The organism is Microbacterium esteraromaticum (assembly GCF_016907315.1).
Lineage (GTDB): Bacteria > Actinomycetota > Actinomycetes > Actinomycetales > Microbacteriaceae > Microbacterium > Microbacterium esteraromaticum.
In genome coordinates, this window is the sequence record NZ_JAFBBS010000001.1 from 2,810,363 (window position 1) to 2,824,342 (window position 13,980).

12 protein-coding genes are annotated in these 13,980 nt (G+C 70.2%); 6 read left to right on the forward strand and 6 right to left on the reverse strand.

Annotation, left to right across the window (positions count from 1 at the left end):
• Positions 1-8: 8 nt before the first annotated feature.
• On the reverse strand, positions 9-902 hold the full coding sequence (locus tag JOE67_RS13410) for a phosphotransferase (RefSeq protein ID WP_204976030.1): 894 nt from the start codon (positions 900-902) through the stop codon (positions 9-11).
• Between the two features lie 11 nt (positions 903-913).
• Positions 914-2,332 carry an aminopeptidase P family protein gene (locus JOE67_RS13415; RefSeq protein ID WP_204976031.1) on the reverse strand — a complete coding sequence of 473 codons (1,419 nt, stop codon included), beginning with the start codon at positions 2,330-2,332 and terminating at the stop codon, positions 914-916.
• Between the two features lie 208 nt (positions 2,333-2,540).
• On the opposite strand from JOE67_RS13415, the gene JOE67_RS13420 reads away from it, so the two are divergent.
• Complete coding sequence (locus JOE67_RS13420) at positions 2,541-3,557, forward strand: PLP-dependent cysteine synthase family protein (protein ID WP_204976032.1); 1,017 nt, start codon at positions 2,541-2,543, stop codon at positions 3,555-3,557.
• On the forward strand, positions 3,554-4,705 hold the full coding sequence (locus JOE67_RS13425; protein ID WP_204976033.1) for a cystathionine gamma-synthase: 1,152 nt from the start codon (positions 3,554-3,556) through the stop codon (positions 4,703-4,705). The genes JOE67_RS13420 and JOE67_RS13425 overlap by 4 nt, the downstream gene beginning before the upstream one ends.
• Positions 4,706-4,724: 19 nt before the next feature.
• Here JOE67_RS13425 and JOE67_RS13430 read toward each other — a convergent pair whose 3' ends face one another.
• Positions 4,725-5,756, reverse strand: coding sequence for an endonuclease/exonuclease/phosphatase family protein (locus tag JOE67_RS13430; RefSeq protein ID WP_204976034.1), 1,032 nt, complete (start codon positions 5,754-5,756; stop codon positions 4,725-4,727).
• 54 nt (positions 5,757-5,810) lie between these two features.
• Between JOE67_RS13430 and JOE67_RS13435 the strand changes: the two genes are divergently transcribed.
• Positions 5,811-6,686, forward strand: a complete 876-nt coding sequence (locus JOE67_RS13435) for a PHP domain-containing protein (protein ID WP_204976035.1) — start codon at positions 5,811-5,813, stop codon at positions 6,684-6,686.
• Between the two features lie 82 nt (positions 6,687-6,768).
• Complete coding sequence (locus JOE67_RS13440) at positions 6,769-7,671, forward strand: DUF817 domain-containing protein (protein ID WP_204976036.1); 903 nt, start codon at positions 6,769-6,771, stop codon at positions 7,669-7,671.
• A gap of 10 nt (positions 7,672-7,681) precedes the next feature.
• Here the strand turns inward: JOE67_RS13440 and JOE67_RS13445 are convergent, their stop codons facing one another.
• Positions 7,682-9,199, reverse strand: a complete 1,518-nt coding sequence (locus JOE67_RS13445) for a DEAD/DEAH box helicase (RefSeq protein WP_204976037.1) — start codon at positions 9,197-9,199, stop codon at positions 7,682-7,684.
• A gap of 166 nt (positions 9,200-9,365) precedes the next feature.
• On the opposite strand from JOE67_RS13445, the gene JOE67_RS13450 reads away from it, so the two are divergent.
• A complete protein-coding gene (locus JOE67_RS13450) occupies positions 9,366-10,076 on the forward strand; it encodes a ferritin-like fold-containing protein (RefSeq protein ID WP_204976038.1) in 711 nt (236 codons plus the stop codon).
• Positions 10,077-10,112: 36 nt separating this feature from the next.
• Here JOE67_RS13450 and JOE67_RS13455 read toward each other — a convergent pair whose 3' ends face one another.
• Positions 10,113-10,400, reverse strand: coding sequence for a hypothetical protein (locus JOE67_RS13455; RefSeq protein WP_204976039.1), 288 nt, complete (start codon positions 10,398-10,400; stop codon positions 10,113-10,115).
• Position 10,401: 1 nt separating this feature from the next.
• Complete coding sequence (locus tag JOE67_RS13460) at positions 10,402-10,626, reverse strand: DUF3107 domain-containing protein (protein WP_182252702.1); 225 nt, start codon at positions 10,624-10,626, stop codon at positions 10,402-10,404.
• Between the two features lie 147 nt (positions 10,627-10,773).
• On the opposite strand from JOE67_RS13460, the gene JOE67_RS13465 reads away from it, so the two are divergent.
• A complete protein-coding gene (locus JOE67_RS13465; RefSeq protein ID WP_204976040.1) occupies positions 10,774-13,980 on the forward strand; it encodes an ATP-dependent helicase in 3,207 nt (1,068 codons plus the stop codon).

The window sequence follows — 13,980 nt, forward strand, 5'->3', positions numbered from 1 at the left end:
AGACTCCCTCAGGGGGCCCTGGCGACGTCCTGGTCTTCGAGCACGCGCCGCACGGTGCTGCGTCCCAGTCGGGCCATCGCCGGATTCGACTCCCGGTAGTACCAGACCAGACCCATCGCCTGCTGCAGCGCCCAGGCGGCGCCGCGTCGCCACTCGTCCTCGGATGGGGCGATGGCCGCCCGCAGGGCGCTCCGCGGTGCGGCATCCAGAAGATGCCAGGCGCACACGAGGTCCAGAGACCGGTCCGCGGGTCCGAACGAGCCGCCGTCGAGCACTCCGGTCAGTCGTGCGCCTGCGACAAGCAGGTTCGCGGGCGTGAGGTCGCGATGACTCATCACATGGTCGCCTGCGACGGGCACGGAACGAAGGGCTTCCCAGGCTGAAGCGACGCGGCCGACGTCCACGATGCCGGCGCTCTGAGAAAGACAGTGCGTCATCCACGCGTCGTGGTCGGCGAGCACTCCGCCACGACCATGTCCGTCGAACACGCGCCCGCCCACCGGAACCGCGCGCAGCGCGAGGATGAGTCCGCCGAGATCCGCGGCGAGCGACGACGAGCGCGCGGAGCGGATCGGATCGGCCACGTCGCCGGGCAGCCATGTCTGCAGCGACCACGCCGACGGGTACCGCTCATCGCCCTGGCCCACGCCGAGAGGCTCTGGCGCGGGGAGGGGGCAGGCCAGCGCGAACTCCGTCAGCGCCGCCGCCTCGGTCTCGAGATCGGCGGCGGACGCGGATGCCAGCGGGAACCGCGCCGCCGCGTCCGCGCCCACACGGAAGATCGCGTTCACCGTCCCGGCACCGGGCAGGGCGACGACGGGCAGCCCCCGGAGACGCGGGAACTCGCGGGCGATCAGTTCGCCCGCGAGTTCCTCGTCGACGGCCAGCTGGCCCTCATGCATCCGGATGCCGGTCAGCCCTTCAGCCGGGCGATCCAGGCCTCGACGTCCTCGACGGTGCGCGGGATGTCGGCCGACAGGTTGACGGCGCCGTCGGCGGTCATCAGGATGTCGTCCTCGATGCGCACGCCGATGCCGCGCAGTTCCTGCGGGACGGTGAGATCGTCGATCTGGAAGTACAGGCCGGGCTCGATGGTGAAGACCATGCCCTCCTCGAGGACGCCGTCGTAGTACATCTCACGGCGCGCCTGAGCGCAGTCGTGCACGTCGATGCCGAGGTGGTGCGAGGTTCCGTGCACCATGTAGCGACGGTGCTGGCCGCCGTTGTCGGCGTCCAGCGCCTCCTCTGCGGTCACCGGCAGCACACCCCACTCGGCGGTGCGCTTCGCGATGACCTCCATGGCGGCCTCGTGCACGGTGCGGAACCTCACGCCCGGCTTGGCGGCGGCGAACGCCGCATCCGCCGCCTCGAGCACGACCTCGTACACCCGGCGCTGCACGTCGGAGAACGTGCCGTTCACCGGCAGGGTGCGGGTGATGTCGGCGGTGTACTGGCTGTCGACCTCGACACCCGCGTCGATCAGGATGAGATCGCCCGGCACGACGGCGCCGTCGTTGCGCGTCCAGTGCAGGTAGCACGCGTGGTGACCAGACGCGGCGATCGTGTCGTAGCCCTCCCAGTGCCCATCGCTGCGGGCGCGCTGGTGGAACACGCCCTCGACGATGCGCTCGCCGCGGGGATGCGCGACCGCCCGGTCGAAGTCGCGGATGATGTCGTCGAATCCGGAGGCGGTGACAGCGACCGCGTGACGCATCTCGGCGATCTCGAACTCGTCCTTGACGAGTCGCAGCTCCGAGACGAAGCGGGTCAGCTCTTCGTCCCCGTCGACGACGAGGTCGTCGTCAGCCGGGACGAAGGTGTCGACGTGCGCGGTGGCGAGGTCGAGGTCGGCGGCGACGCCCGCGAGCGAGGGGCGGGGGCCGATCCAGAACTCGCCGATCGTGGCATCCGAGTAGAACTCGCTCGTGGTGCGGTCAGCGCGCTCACGGAAGTACAGGGTGATCTCGTGGCCGTTGTCGGTCGGCTCGAAGACGAGCAGCGAGTCGGGCTCCGACTCGTTGGCCCAGCCCGTCAGATGCACGAAGGCCGAGTGGGCGCGGAACGGGTAGTCGGTGTCGTTGCTGCGCTGCTTGAACGATCCTGCCGGCACGACCAGGCGCTTGCCGGGGAAGGCCGCCGACACCTTGGCGCGGCGGGCGGCCGCGAACGGCGCCTGGGCCCGCGGCGCGGGCATGGACTCGGGGCGGTCGGCCCATCCGGTGGAGATGGTGTCGAGGAACCCGCGGGGGAACGGCTGCTTGCGGGGATTCTTCTCTTCGGCGACGGCCTCGGCGGGGGTCTCGACGGCGGCGTCGTTGTCTGCGCTGGTCATGTGTCCATTCTCGCACCGGAGTACCGGCACCGGCATCCGAGGCGGCGCAGCGGTTGGCGATCGGGAGGAGTTCGGCTATCGTGAGCGCGTGTCCTTCACCTGTCGCTGTTGTCGCTGAGCGCCCCGCGCTCATCTTCGACGACCCCGACGGCATGCCGCACTCGCGCAGCGCTCCCGCTGCGCGCGGCCACACATCCAGGACCTTCTCATGCGTTACGCATCGCACATCGCCGACCTCGTCGGCGGCACGCCCCTCGTCCGCCTGAACCGCGTCACCGACGGCGTCGCCGCCACGGTGCTCGCGAAGGTGGAGTACTTCAATCCGGGCGGATCGGCCAAAGACCGCATCGCCCGCGGAATCATCGACGCGGCCGAGCGTGACGGGCTGCTGCGCCCCGGGGGCACCATCGTCGAGCCGACGAGCGGCAACACGGGCGTCGGTCTCGCGCTGGTCGCTCTGCAGCGCGGCTACCGGATGGTCTTCGTCGTGCCAGACAAGTTCGCAGGCGAGAAGGTGGCGGTTCTCCGCGCGTACGGCGCTGAGGTCGTCATGACACCCGCGAACGTGCCGCCAGAGCATCCGGAGTCGTACTACAGCGTCTCCGATCGCCTCGCTCGCGAGATCCCGGGTGCCTTCAAGCCGAATCAGTTCGCGAACCAGAATGGTCCACGCGGACACTATGCGACCACCGGCCCCGAGATCTGGCAGGACACCGACGGCAGGGTGACGCACTTCGTCGCCGGCATCGGCACCGGCGGCACGATCAGCGGCACCGGACGCTTCCTCAAGGAGCAGGGCGACGTCGTCGTCGTCGGCGCCGACCCCGAGGGGTCGATCTACTCCGGCGGTCCCGTGCACGGCTATGCGGTCGAGGGCGTCGGCGAGGACTTCGTTCCCGAGACCTTCGATCCGTCGGTCGTCGACCGCTTCGAGCGGGTGCCGGACGCCGAGAGCTTCGCCATGACGCGCAGGCTGGCCCGCGAGGAGGGTCTGCTCGTCGGCGGCTCATCCGGCATGGCCGTCGTGGCGGCCCTGCGCACCGCTCGAGACCTTCCCGCCAGCGCCGTGGTGGTCGTGCTGCTGCCCGATCACGGCCGCGGCTATCTCTCCAAGATCCACGACGACGGCTGGCTCGCCGATCACGGCTTCGCCGGTCTCATCCCATCCCAGACCGCACGCAGCACCGCCCCCGCAGGCACCGACCCCACCAGGAGCACACGATGACCACCGCAGCCCGCGCCTTCGCCAGCCTCGCCGTCCATGCGGGGCAGGAGTTCGACCCCACCACCGGTGCGGTCATCCCGCCCGTGCACTTCTCGACCACGTACGCCCAGGACGGCATCGGGGGTCTTCGCCAGGGCTACGAGTACGGCCGCAGCGCCAACCCCACCCGCACCGCGCTGCAGACCCAGCTGGCAGCGATCGAGGGCGGTGCGCATGCCTTCTCGTTCGCATCGGGGCTTGCGGCCGAGGACACCCTGCTGCGAGCAGTCCTCTCGCCGGGCGACGAGGTTCTGCTCGGCAACGACGTCTACGGCGGCACGTACCGCCTGCTCGCCCGGGTGCTCGGCCCGTGGGGAGTGCGCCTGCGCGTCGTCGACATGAGCGACGCCGAAGCCGTGCGCACCGCGGTAGCCGAGCGCGCACCCCGGATGCTCTGGGTCGAGACGCCGTCGAACCCTCTGCTGCGGATCACCGACATCGCCGGCCTCTCCGCGATCGGCCGCGAGGCGGGTGCGCTCGTCGTCGTCGACAACACGTTCGCGACTCCGGCACTGCAGCAGCCGCTGCTGCTCGGCGCAGACGTGGTCGTGCACTCGACGACGAAGTACCTCGGCGGCCACTCCGACGTGGTCGGCGGCGCGCTCGTGATGAACGACGATGCGCTCGCCGAGCGGGTGGGCTTCCTGCAGTTCGCCGTCGGCGCGGTGTCAGGCCCTCTCGACGCCTGGCTCACGACTCGCGGCATCAAGACGCTCGACGTGCGCATGCAGCGGCACAGCGAGAACGCGGTGAGGATCGCAGAGTATCTGGCCGGGCACGAGCGCGTCGCACGCGTGCACTATCCGGGCCTGGCCACCCACCCCGGCCACGAGATCGCCGCGCGGCAGATGTCGGCGTTCGGCGGCATCGTGTCGGTCGCACTGGAGTCGGGCGAGGCCGCGCGGCGCTTCGCCGAGTCGACGCGCCTGTTCCAGCTCGCAGAGTCGCTCGGAGGTGTCGAATCGCTGGTGAACTACCCCGACGCCATGACGCACGCGTCCGTGCGCGGAACCGATGCGGCCGTTCCCGAGGAGGTCGTGCGTCTCTCGGTCGGGATCGAGGACTCCGCCGATCTGCTCGCGGACATCGAGCAGGCCCTGCGCGCCTGATCCGCGCCGTCGGTGCCGTTCAGCGCTCGGCGCCGGCCGGCTCCAGCTGGGCGACGAGGGCGCGGTGATCGCTGCCGCCCGCGTCTGCGAGCACCAGGGTGCCGGTGGCCTTCCACTGCGGGCTCGACATGATGTGGTCGATGGGCGCGCCGGCCAGGCGCGGAAGCGTGGCGGGCCAGGTGCCGACCATGCCGTTGCCGGTGCGCGATGCGGCGTCGACGCAGCGTCCCATCGTGCCGCCGTCGATGCCGAACGACGACATGTGATCCAGCGTCGCATTGAAGTCGCCGGCGAGGATGAACTCGCCTTCCGGGCACTGATCAGCGATCCATTCCAGGTCGGAACGCCACTGGGCCATCGCGTCCTCGCGTGGGGCGACGGCGTGCACCGCGACGATCGTGGGGCCTGTGCCGTCGACCGGCATCGCGACGGCGCTCGGCACGGACCCGGTGTTGCTCGAGCCGTCGCGCGACGAGTCGATCACCGAGTACTCGCCGAGCTCGGCCGAGATGAGGATCGTCGTCTGCCATGCCTGCGGGCCGTTGGGCACGTCGGGACGGATGTTCACGTGGTGCACCCACATCGGCCGTCCGGACTCGCGCATCATGATCGCGATCTTCTCGCCGACCTCTTCGGATGTCTCCGGAAGGGCCACGATGTCTGCCCGCTGCTCGTCGATGACGCCGGCGATGGTCTCGGCCGACACCGCGGCGCCCGCGGTGTTCCAGCTCAGCACCCGGACGGCATCGTCGGTCTTCTCAGGCAGGGCGTCTGCACCGTACCCGCGCAGCGCGCCGATGAGGCCGATGGAGCCGGCGCCGACCAGCGACACGATGAGGATCGATGCGGCGAGACCGCGCAGCGGCCTCGCGAACAGCAGAAGCGCGGCGAGCACGGCGACGACCAGCAGGGCCACCAGGGCCGCTGCGCGTGAGGCGACGACCTGAGCGATCGGGTAGGTCATCTCGAGCTGGAAGAACTGCGGCCAGATCAGAATCGCCGTCGCGATGGCGAACAGCACGGTGAAGAGGATTCCGACGAGTCGTAGCATCGCCCGAAAGCCTAGGGGAGACGGCTGTGATGCCGCTGGCGGTACCCTCGGAGGATGACCACAGGCCCCTCCGCCCGCTTCGAGGGCCCGAGCGACCTGCATCTGCATTCCAACCACTCCGACGGCACAGAGCCGCCGGCTGAGGTGATGCGTCAGGCGCACGCCCACGGCATCCGCACTGCCGCCCTCACCGACCACGACCGCACGACCGGGTGGAGGGAGGCGGGAGATGCCGCCGTCGCCCTCGGCATGACGTTCCTGCCGGGGATGGAGTTCTCCGCCAAGCACGAGTGGCGCAGTGTGCACGTGCTCGGGTACCTCTTCGACCCCGACGACCCCGATCTCGTCGCCGAGACCGATCGCATCCGCAGCGACCGGATCGGTCGCGCGGAGCGGATCGTGCGCAGCATCGGCCGCGACTACGACCTGCACTGGGACGACGTGCTCGCGCAGACGACACCGGATGCCACGGTCGGCCGTCCGCATATCGCGGACGCGCTCGTCGCCCGGGGCATCGTCCGCGACCGAACAGAGGCGTTCGACGGCATCCTGCATCCTCGCGAGGGCTACTACGAACCCCACTACGCGCCCGACCCCCTCACCGCCGTCCGGCTCATCACCCGGGCCGGGGGAGTGGCGATCATCGCACACCCCGTCACCGCCGGGCGAGATCGCATGATGCCGTTGTCGTACATCGAGCGGCTCATCGGCGAAGGGCTCGCCGGTTTCGAGATCGATCACCGGGAGAACACGCCGGACGGCAAGCGACTGCTGCGCGGAATCGCCTCACGGCACGATCTCGTCGTCACGGGCTCGAGCGACTACCACGGCGCGGGCAAGCCGAACCGGCCCGGCGAGAACACGACCGCCGACGAGATGGTCGCGCGCATCGTCGAACGCGCGACCGGAACGCCGCCTCGCACGCCCTGACCCCGGACGCCCGATCGAGATGCTCGGCGTTCTGTCGGGCTTCTCCCTGCGCTCGCCCGGGCCCGGTCGATAGCGTCGCGGCATGCGATGGGGGACGCCGCTCGAGCAGCGGATCGACGAGACCGCCGACCGTATGCTGCGCGACGCCGCCGCAGGCGGTGTGCGAGCCGGAGCGATCGAGCTCGTCGTATTCGTGCTCAAGCAGGCGTGGGCGTGCGCTTTCGGCGCTGCGCTGCTGCTGGTCATCGTCGCGGCTCGGCTCTTCTATCCCGATGGCGCCGCGCTGGCGCGCAACGACCTGCTGACCCTCGCTGCAGTGCTGATCCAGATGCTCATGCTGATGCTGCGTCTCGAGACGCTGCGCGAGCTGCGCGTGATCGTGCTCTTCCACATCACCGGCACCATCATGGAGCTGTTCAAGACCGACGTCGGATCATGGTCGTACGCTGCTGAGGGCATGCTGCGCATCGGGGGTGTGCCGCTGTTCAGCGGGTTCATGTACGCGGCCGTCGGCTCGTACATGGTGCGGGTGCACCGGCTCTTCGATCTGCGCTTCGATCGGTACCCGCGCCGCTGGATGACTGCCGTCGTGGCGGCCGCGATCTACATCAACTTCTTCACGCATCACTTCTGGTGGGATGCCCGCTGGGTGCTGCTGGGCGCCGTGGTGCTGCTCTGGGGGCGGACCGTCATGCACGCGCGCATCCGCAGAATGGTCATCCGTCTGCCGCTGCTGGCGGTGTTCGCGGGAGTCGCATTCTTCATCTGGCTCGCCGAGAACATCGGCACATGGGCCGGGGCGTGGGCGTACCCGGGTCAGGTCGACGGGTGGGAGCTCGTGTCGATCAGCAAGCTCGGGTCGTGGTTCCTGCTGATGATCATCTCGGTGGTGCTCGTGACGTGGGTGTACCCGCCGCAGAAGCCGGAGCCCACGAGCCGCGAGACGATCGAGGCCCCTCCTGCCCGGCAGGAGAGGCCTCGATGAGCTGATCGGATCAGGCGCCGCTGGGAGCGGCACCACCGCTCCGGCGGCGTCGGCGACGGCGCTGCGGGGCCGGCTTGCCGTCGCGGTGCTCGCTGGTCGCATCGCCGTCGTGCGTGCCCGCGCCGTCCGCGTCCCGGTCGACGGCGGCTGCGTCCGAGTGGCCCGAGGCCTGCTGCTCTGCGCCCTCGGCGAAGGTCGAGCCGACTCTGTCCTCAGCCGAGCCGCGACGGCGGCGGCGACGACGACGGGTGGTGCCCTCGTCGGTGCCCTCGGCTGCGGCATCCGCTGCCTTCTGCGGCTGTCGCTGACGACGCTCGGTCGCGGGCTTCTCGGCCTTGGGTGCCGTCACGAGACGACCCTTCGTGCCGGCCGGGATGTCGAGGTCGCTGAACAGGTGGGGGCTCGACGAGTACGTCTCGACGGGCTCGGGCTGCCCGAACTCGAGAGCGCGGTTGATGAGAGCCCACTTGTGCAGGTCCTCCCAATCGACGAAGGTCACGGCCGTGCCCGTCTTCCCCGCACGGCCGGTGCGGCCGGCGCGGTGCAGGTAGGTCTTCTCCTCGTCGGGGATCGTGTGGTTGATCACGTGCGTGACGTCGTCGACGTCGATGCCTCGAGCGGCGACGTCGGTCGCGACCAGCACGTCGCGCTTGCCGGCCTTGAACGCCGCCATCGAGCGCTCGCGCTGCTCCTGGCCCATGTCGCCGTGCACGCCTCCGACGTTGAAGCCGCGGTCGCCGAGCTCATCGACCAGCTTCTGCGCGGCGCGCTTGGTGCGGGTGAAGATCACGGTCTTGCCGCGGCCCTCGGCCTGCAGGATGCGGGCGATGATCTCGTCTTTGTCGAGCGAGTGCGCGCGGTAGACGATGTGCTTGATGTTGGCCTGCGTCAGCCCCTCGTCGGGATCGTTGGCGCGGATGTGGATGGGGTTCGACATGAACCGTCGCGCGAGGGCGACGATCGGACCGGGCATGGTCGCCGAGAAGAGCTGCGTGTGGCGCACCGGGGGCACCTTCGAGAAGATCTTCTCGATGTCGGCGAGGAAGCCCAGGTCGAGCATCTTGTCAGCCTCGTCGAGCACGACCTCGGTGGCGTTCGACAGGTCGAGCAGACGCTGGTTGGCGAGGTCGATGAGGCGACCGGGCGTGCCGACGACGATCTGCGCGCCGGCCTTCAGCTGATCGATCTGGCCCTCGTACGCCTTGCCGCCGTAGATGGCCACGACGCTGGTCGAGCGGTTCGAGGTGAGCAGGTCGATGTCTTCATAGACCTGCACGGCGAGCTCACGGGTGGGCACCACGATCAGCGCCTTCACGCCGTGCTCGGGGTCCTTTCCGAGACGCTGCACCACGGGGATGCCGAAGCCGAAGGTCTTTCCCGTGCCGGTCTTGGCCTGTCCGATGATGTCCTGGCCGGGAAGCCCGAGCGGGATGGTCTGCTCCTGAATGGGGAACGCGTCGACGATGCCCTTCGCAGCCAGCGCGTCGATGATGTCCTGATCGATTCCCAGATCAGCGAATGAAGTCACGGTGTTCTCTTGCCTGTCCGGCGCGTGCGCGGTGCATGCCGCGCGAGCGGCGCCTCGTTGTGGATCCACGCCGTCTCATTGCATGCCACAGGCGCGGGGCCCTGCTCCGATGGCAGGACGGGACAAGCCTACCGGAGGACGGCCCTGGGCCCAGTAGTCTGGGCGGGTGGTCAACTGGTTGTGGAAGCGCAAGCCGCAGCGGCGCCCCCTGAAGCTGCGCAGCCGCGGCGAGACGGGCGACACCACGCGGGTCGACTTCGCCGAGCTCGCTCCCGAGCTGAACCGCTTCCTCGGTCAGGCCGCCTACCTGCAGCTCGGCTACTTCGAGACGCTCAGCCGCGGCATCAGGGGCACGCAGGAGCTTGGTCGCAAGGAGGCGCTGTCGCGCGCCGCCGGAGCAGCGCTCGACAAGCACCGCGCGATCGTGCAGGTGATCTCCGAACGCGGTGACGATCCGACCCAGGTCATGCTCCCGTTCCGGGAGAACCTCGACGAGTTCCGCCGCAAGACGATCGGCGAGCGACAGGAGGAGACGCTGCTCGCGGTGTATCTGACCGCCGGCATGCTCGACGACTTCTACCTCGCGCTCGCCGCGAGCTACGGCGAGACCGGGGAGCGCGTCGCGGCGATCCTCCGTCAGGATGACGGGGGCGAGGAGATCGTGTCGATCATCCAGCAGACCATCGAGAGCGACGATGAGTGGCGCTCGCTGCTGTCTATGTGGGGCCGTCGCCTCGTCGGCGACACCCTGCTGGTGTGCCGTGACGCGCTGCGGCCCGACCGCCTCGTCGCCGACGACCAGCGGATCGAGCCCGTCTACACCGAGCTGATGGGCGCGCACGCGCGGCGCATGGATGCCATGGGGCTCGCCTCGTAGCATCCGGACCCGGACGGGCCTCCGGCCCGCCTCGCGTCAGATGCCGAGCGACTGCTTCTCGGCGGCATCGCGACGCACGCGCCGGGCAGTGAGCGCCGCGGTGGCTGCCGCGGCGACGAGGATCCCCGACCCGATGCTCGCCACCCAGAGCAGGACGTCACCTTCGGTGACTCCCGTCCACTGCATGATCGTGTAGATCGCTGCGGTCGTCGCCGTCGCGATGGCCGGGGTCACCGCGGCGCCGCGCAGCTCGCGCCGCGGCATGGCGAAGTGCACGACGACGCCCAGCGAGCACGCCGCGATCACGGCGAGCAGGATGTACATGTCAGGCGACGAAGCCGACGCGGCGCGACTCCTCGGTGCCCAGCTCGATGTAGGCGAGGTTCGCGGTGGGCACGATGTACGAGCTGCCCTTCGCGTCGGTGAGGCTGATGTGGCTGGCGTTCTGCTCGAGAGCCGAGGTCACCTGGGCGCGCACCTCGTCGGCGCTGCTGGACGTGTCGAAGCTCAGCTCACGACCGGTGTTGATGATGCCGATGCGGATTTCCACGCGATCTCCTCAGGTTGGGCGAACACCGGCAACTCTACCCGCAGGCCCGACGGCGAGGCGGGCCCGCTGCCCGGATTTCGCCGTGGGCGCACACGGCGCGTCGCCGGAGCACGATGCGTGTCGGCAGCCGGATATAGCGTGGATGACATGACCCCGGATGCAGCTCAGCAGGCCGTCGTGGACGCCGACGCCGCGGCATCCGGCGTCATCATCGGGGCACCGGGCACCGGCAAGACGAGCACTCTCATCGCCCGGGTCGTGCGTCTGCTCGCGACCGGCGTCTCTGCGGACGAGCTGCTCGTGCTCACCCCGAGCCGCCAGGCGGCCACCGCACTGCGCGACCGCGTGGGGGTGCTCATCGACCAGGCGACCCCGGGGCCGCTCGCCCGCTCGCTCGGATCGTTCGCCTTCCAGCTCGTGCGCGGCGTGATGGTGCACCAGGGCCACGAGCCGCCGGCGCTGCTGACGGGGGCCGACCAGGACCGCATCCTCGCCGACCTGCTCGCAGGCGATGCCGAAGACGATGTGCGTCGCTGGCCCGACGCGCTGAGTCCTGCTGTGCGGGCGTCGAAGGGATTCCGCTCGGAGCTGCGCGCGTTCCTCGCCGAGTGCACCGAGCTCGGGGTCCGGCCGGGAGAGCTCGCCGCCTCAGGACGCGAGGTCTGGCGCGCCGCCGACGACTTCCTCGACGAGTACCGCGAGGTGATGGGCGGCATGCGCGTCGCGCATCGCGACGTGCCTGAACTCCTCGCTGAGGCGACGGCGATCCTGCGCACGGCCGACCCGGCAGCACTCGGCCCTCTCGCCAGGCTGCGCGTCGTGCTGATCGACGATGCACAGGAGCTCACCCGCGGCGGGGTGCGACTCGTGCGGGCGCTGCGATCGCGCGGGGTCGCCGTGCTGGCCTGCGGCGACCCCGACATCTCGTCGGGCGCCTTCCGTGGTGCGAGTCCCCAGCTGTTCGCCGACCTCGCCCAGGCTCTGGGAGAGGTGCACGTGCTCGACGGCGCGCACCGTCAGAGCCCTGCGCTGACCGCTCTGACCCGCACCGTCACGCAGGCGATCGGCGTCGCAGGACGCGTCGACCATCGTCGTGCCCCCGGCGAGACGAACGGGGCCGGCGTCCGCACGTTGATCGCGCCCTCGCCGCATGAAGAGGTCGATCGCATCGCCGCCGTGCTGCGCGACTGGCACCTCACCGAGGGCATCCCATGGAGCCGACTCGCCGTCATCGCGCACGACACGCGCCAGATCGTGATGCTCGAGGCAGAACTCGCAGCGCGCGAGGTGCCCACCAGGGCGGCGGGCGTGCCCCGTCCGCTCGGCAGCGAGGGCATCGTCCGCGAGATCGTCGAGATCGTGCGCCTCGGTCTCACCCCGCCGGACGAGCGTCCCTCCGATCTGCTGTCCGAGGCGCTCACCTCGCCGTTCGGCGGCCTTGATGCCGTTGGACTTCGGCGTCTGCGTGCGCGGCTGCGGCACGTCGAGCTCGAGCAGGGCGGCTCGACTCCCGCCCGTGAACTGCTTCGCGAGGCCATGCAGTTCCCCCATCTCTTCGACCGGGTGGACGCACCAGAGGCCCGCATCGCGCAGCGCTTCGCCGAGACCCTGCGAATGCTGCACGAAGAAGGATCCGCCGGGCGAACCATCCATGAGCTCCTGTGGACCGTCTGGGATCGTGCGCGCTCGGTCGCCGGCGGCTCGCTGCAGGCGGCATGGCGAGCGGAGGCCGATCAACCGGGCGGTGCCGAGATCGCGCGGTCGCTCGACAGCCTGGTCGCCCTCTTCGACGCCGCCAAGCGCTTCGTCGAACGCTCGCCGCAGGAGAAGCCGGCGCTCTTCATCCGCGACATCCTCGACAGCGAGGTGCCGGAAGACACCCTGTCGACGCCAGACCGGCCGGGCCTGGTGACGCTGCTGACGCCGGCCACGGCGCTCGGCACCGAGTTCGACGCGGTCGTCGTCGCCGGCGTGCAGGACGGCGTCTGGCCGAACGTGCGCCTGCGCGGCGGGATGCTCGAGACCTGGCGCCTTGCCGAGGCGATCTCGGCCGCGAGATCGGGGGAGCCGGAGACGGTGCCAGGCGTGCTGGACCGGCGCAGATCGGCACTGCACGACGAGCTCCGGCTGTTCGTGCGAGCGATCTCACGGGCGCGTACTAGGCTCGTCGTGTCGGCGGTGGACGACGACGATCTGACACCGAGTCCGTTCTTCTCGTTCCTGCCGGCGCCGCCTCCCGCCGAGGAGGACGAGCTGCGCTTCGCGCATCCGCTCACGCTGCGCGGGCTCGTGTCCCGCCACCGGCGCACGCTGACGACCTCGACCGATTCTGCGGATCGCGCCTTCGCGGCCGGGCAGCTGCGGATTCTCGCCGAGGAGGGGGTTCCTGGTGCGCACGTCGACGACTGGTACGGCGTCACAGAGACATCGAGCACAGCACCGCTGCACGACCTCCATCTCGCGCCGGTGCGCGTCTCGCCGTCGAGGCTCGAGGCCTTCGAGGAGTGCGGGCTGAACTGGGTCGTCTCCTCGCTCGGTGGTGACACGGTGATGCCGCCGTCCGCCGGCATCGGCACCATCGTGCACGAGGTCATGGAGAAGGTGCCGGACGGCGACCCCGATGCAATGCGCGCGATCATCGACGAGCACTGGCCGGAGCTCGACTTCGAGACCGCGTGGATCGGCCGCAAGGAGCGCAGGCGAGCGGACCTCTACCTCGAGCGGCTGCGCTCGTACCTCGGCGAGGTGGCGAGGGACGGCGGTCGGGTCGTGGGGGCGGAGGCGCCGTTCCGTTTCGCCGTCGACCTCGAACGCGGGGACGTCATGCCGGCCGACGCGGAGACCGGGGAAGCCGACGGCGCTCGTCCGCGGGCGCTGATCAGCGGGGTCATCGATCGTGTCGAGGTCTACCCGGCGGGTGCCGGTGAGCATGAGGGCGCCAGAGGGCAGAAGTGGGAGCGGATGGGCGGCGGAGAAGCCGAGCGGGTCGTCGTCGTCGATCTGAAGACGGGAAAGTACGAGCCCGACACCGAGGCCAATGTGCGCGAGCACGCGCAACTAGCCGCCTATCAGATCGCGGTGCAGGAGGGCCTGCTCGAGGGAGCACCCGCCGCGGCGCTCGCGGGCGCCCGCCTCGTGATCGTGTCGAAGACCGTGGGCAAGGCCCAGTACCGCGTCGCCCACCAGCACACGCTCGGCGAAGATGCCCGAGCGGCCTTCCTGCAGCGGGTGACCGCCGCCGGCCGAGGGATGGCGGCGAGCAGCTTCACCGCCCAGGTCGATGCGCACTGCGCCGACACCCAGGTGCGTGTCACGCCATGCCACATCCACACGGTTCCGGCGGTGAGCTCGTGA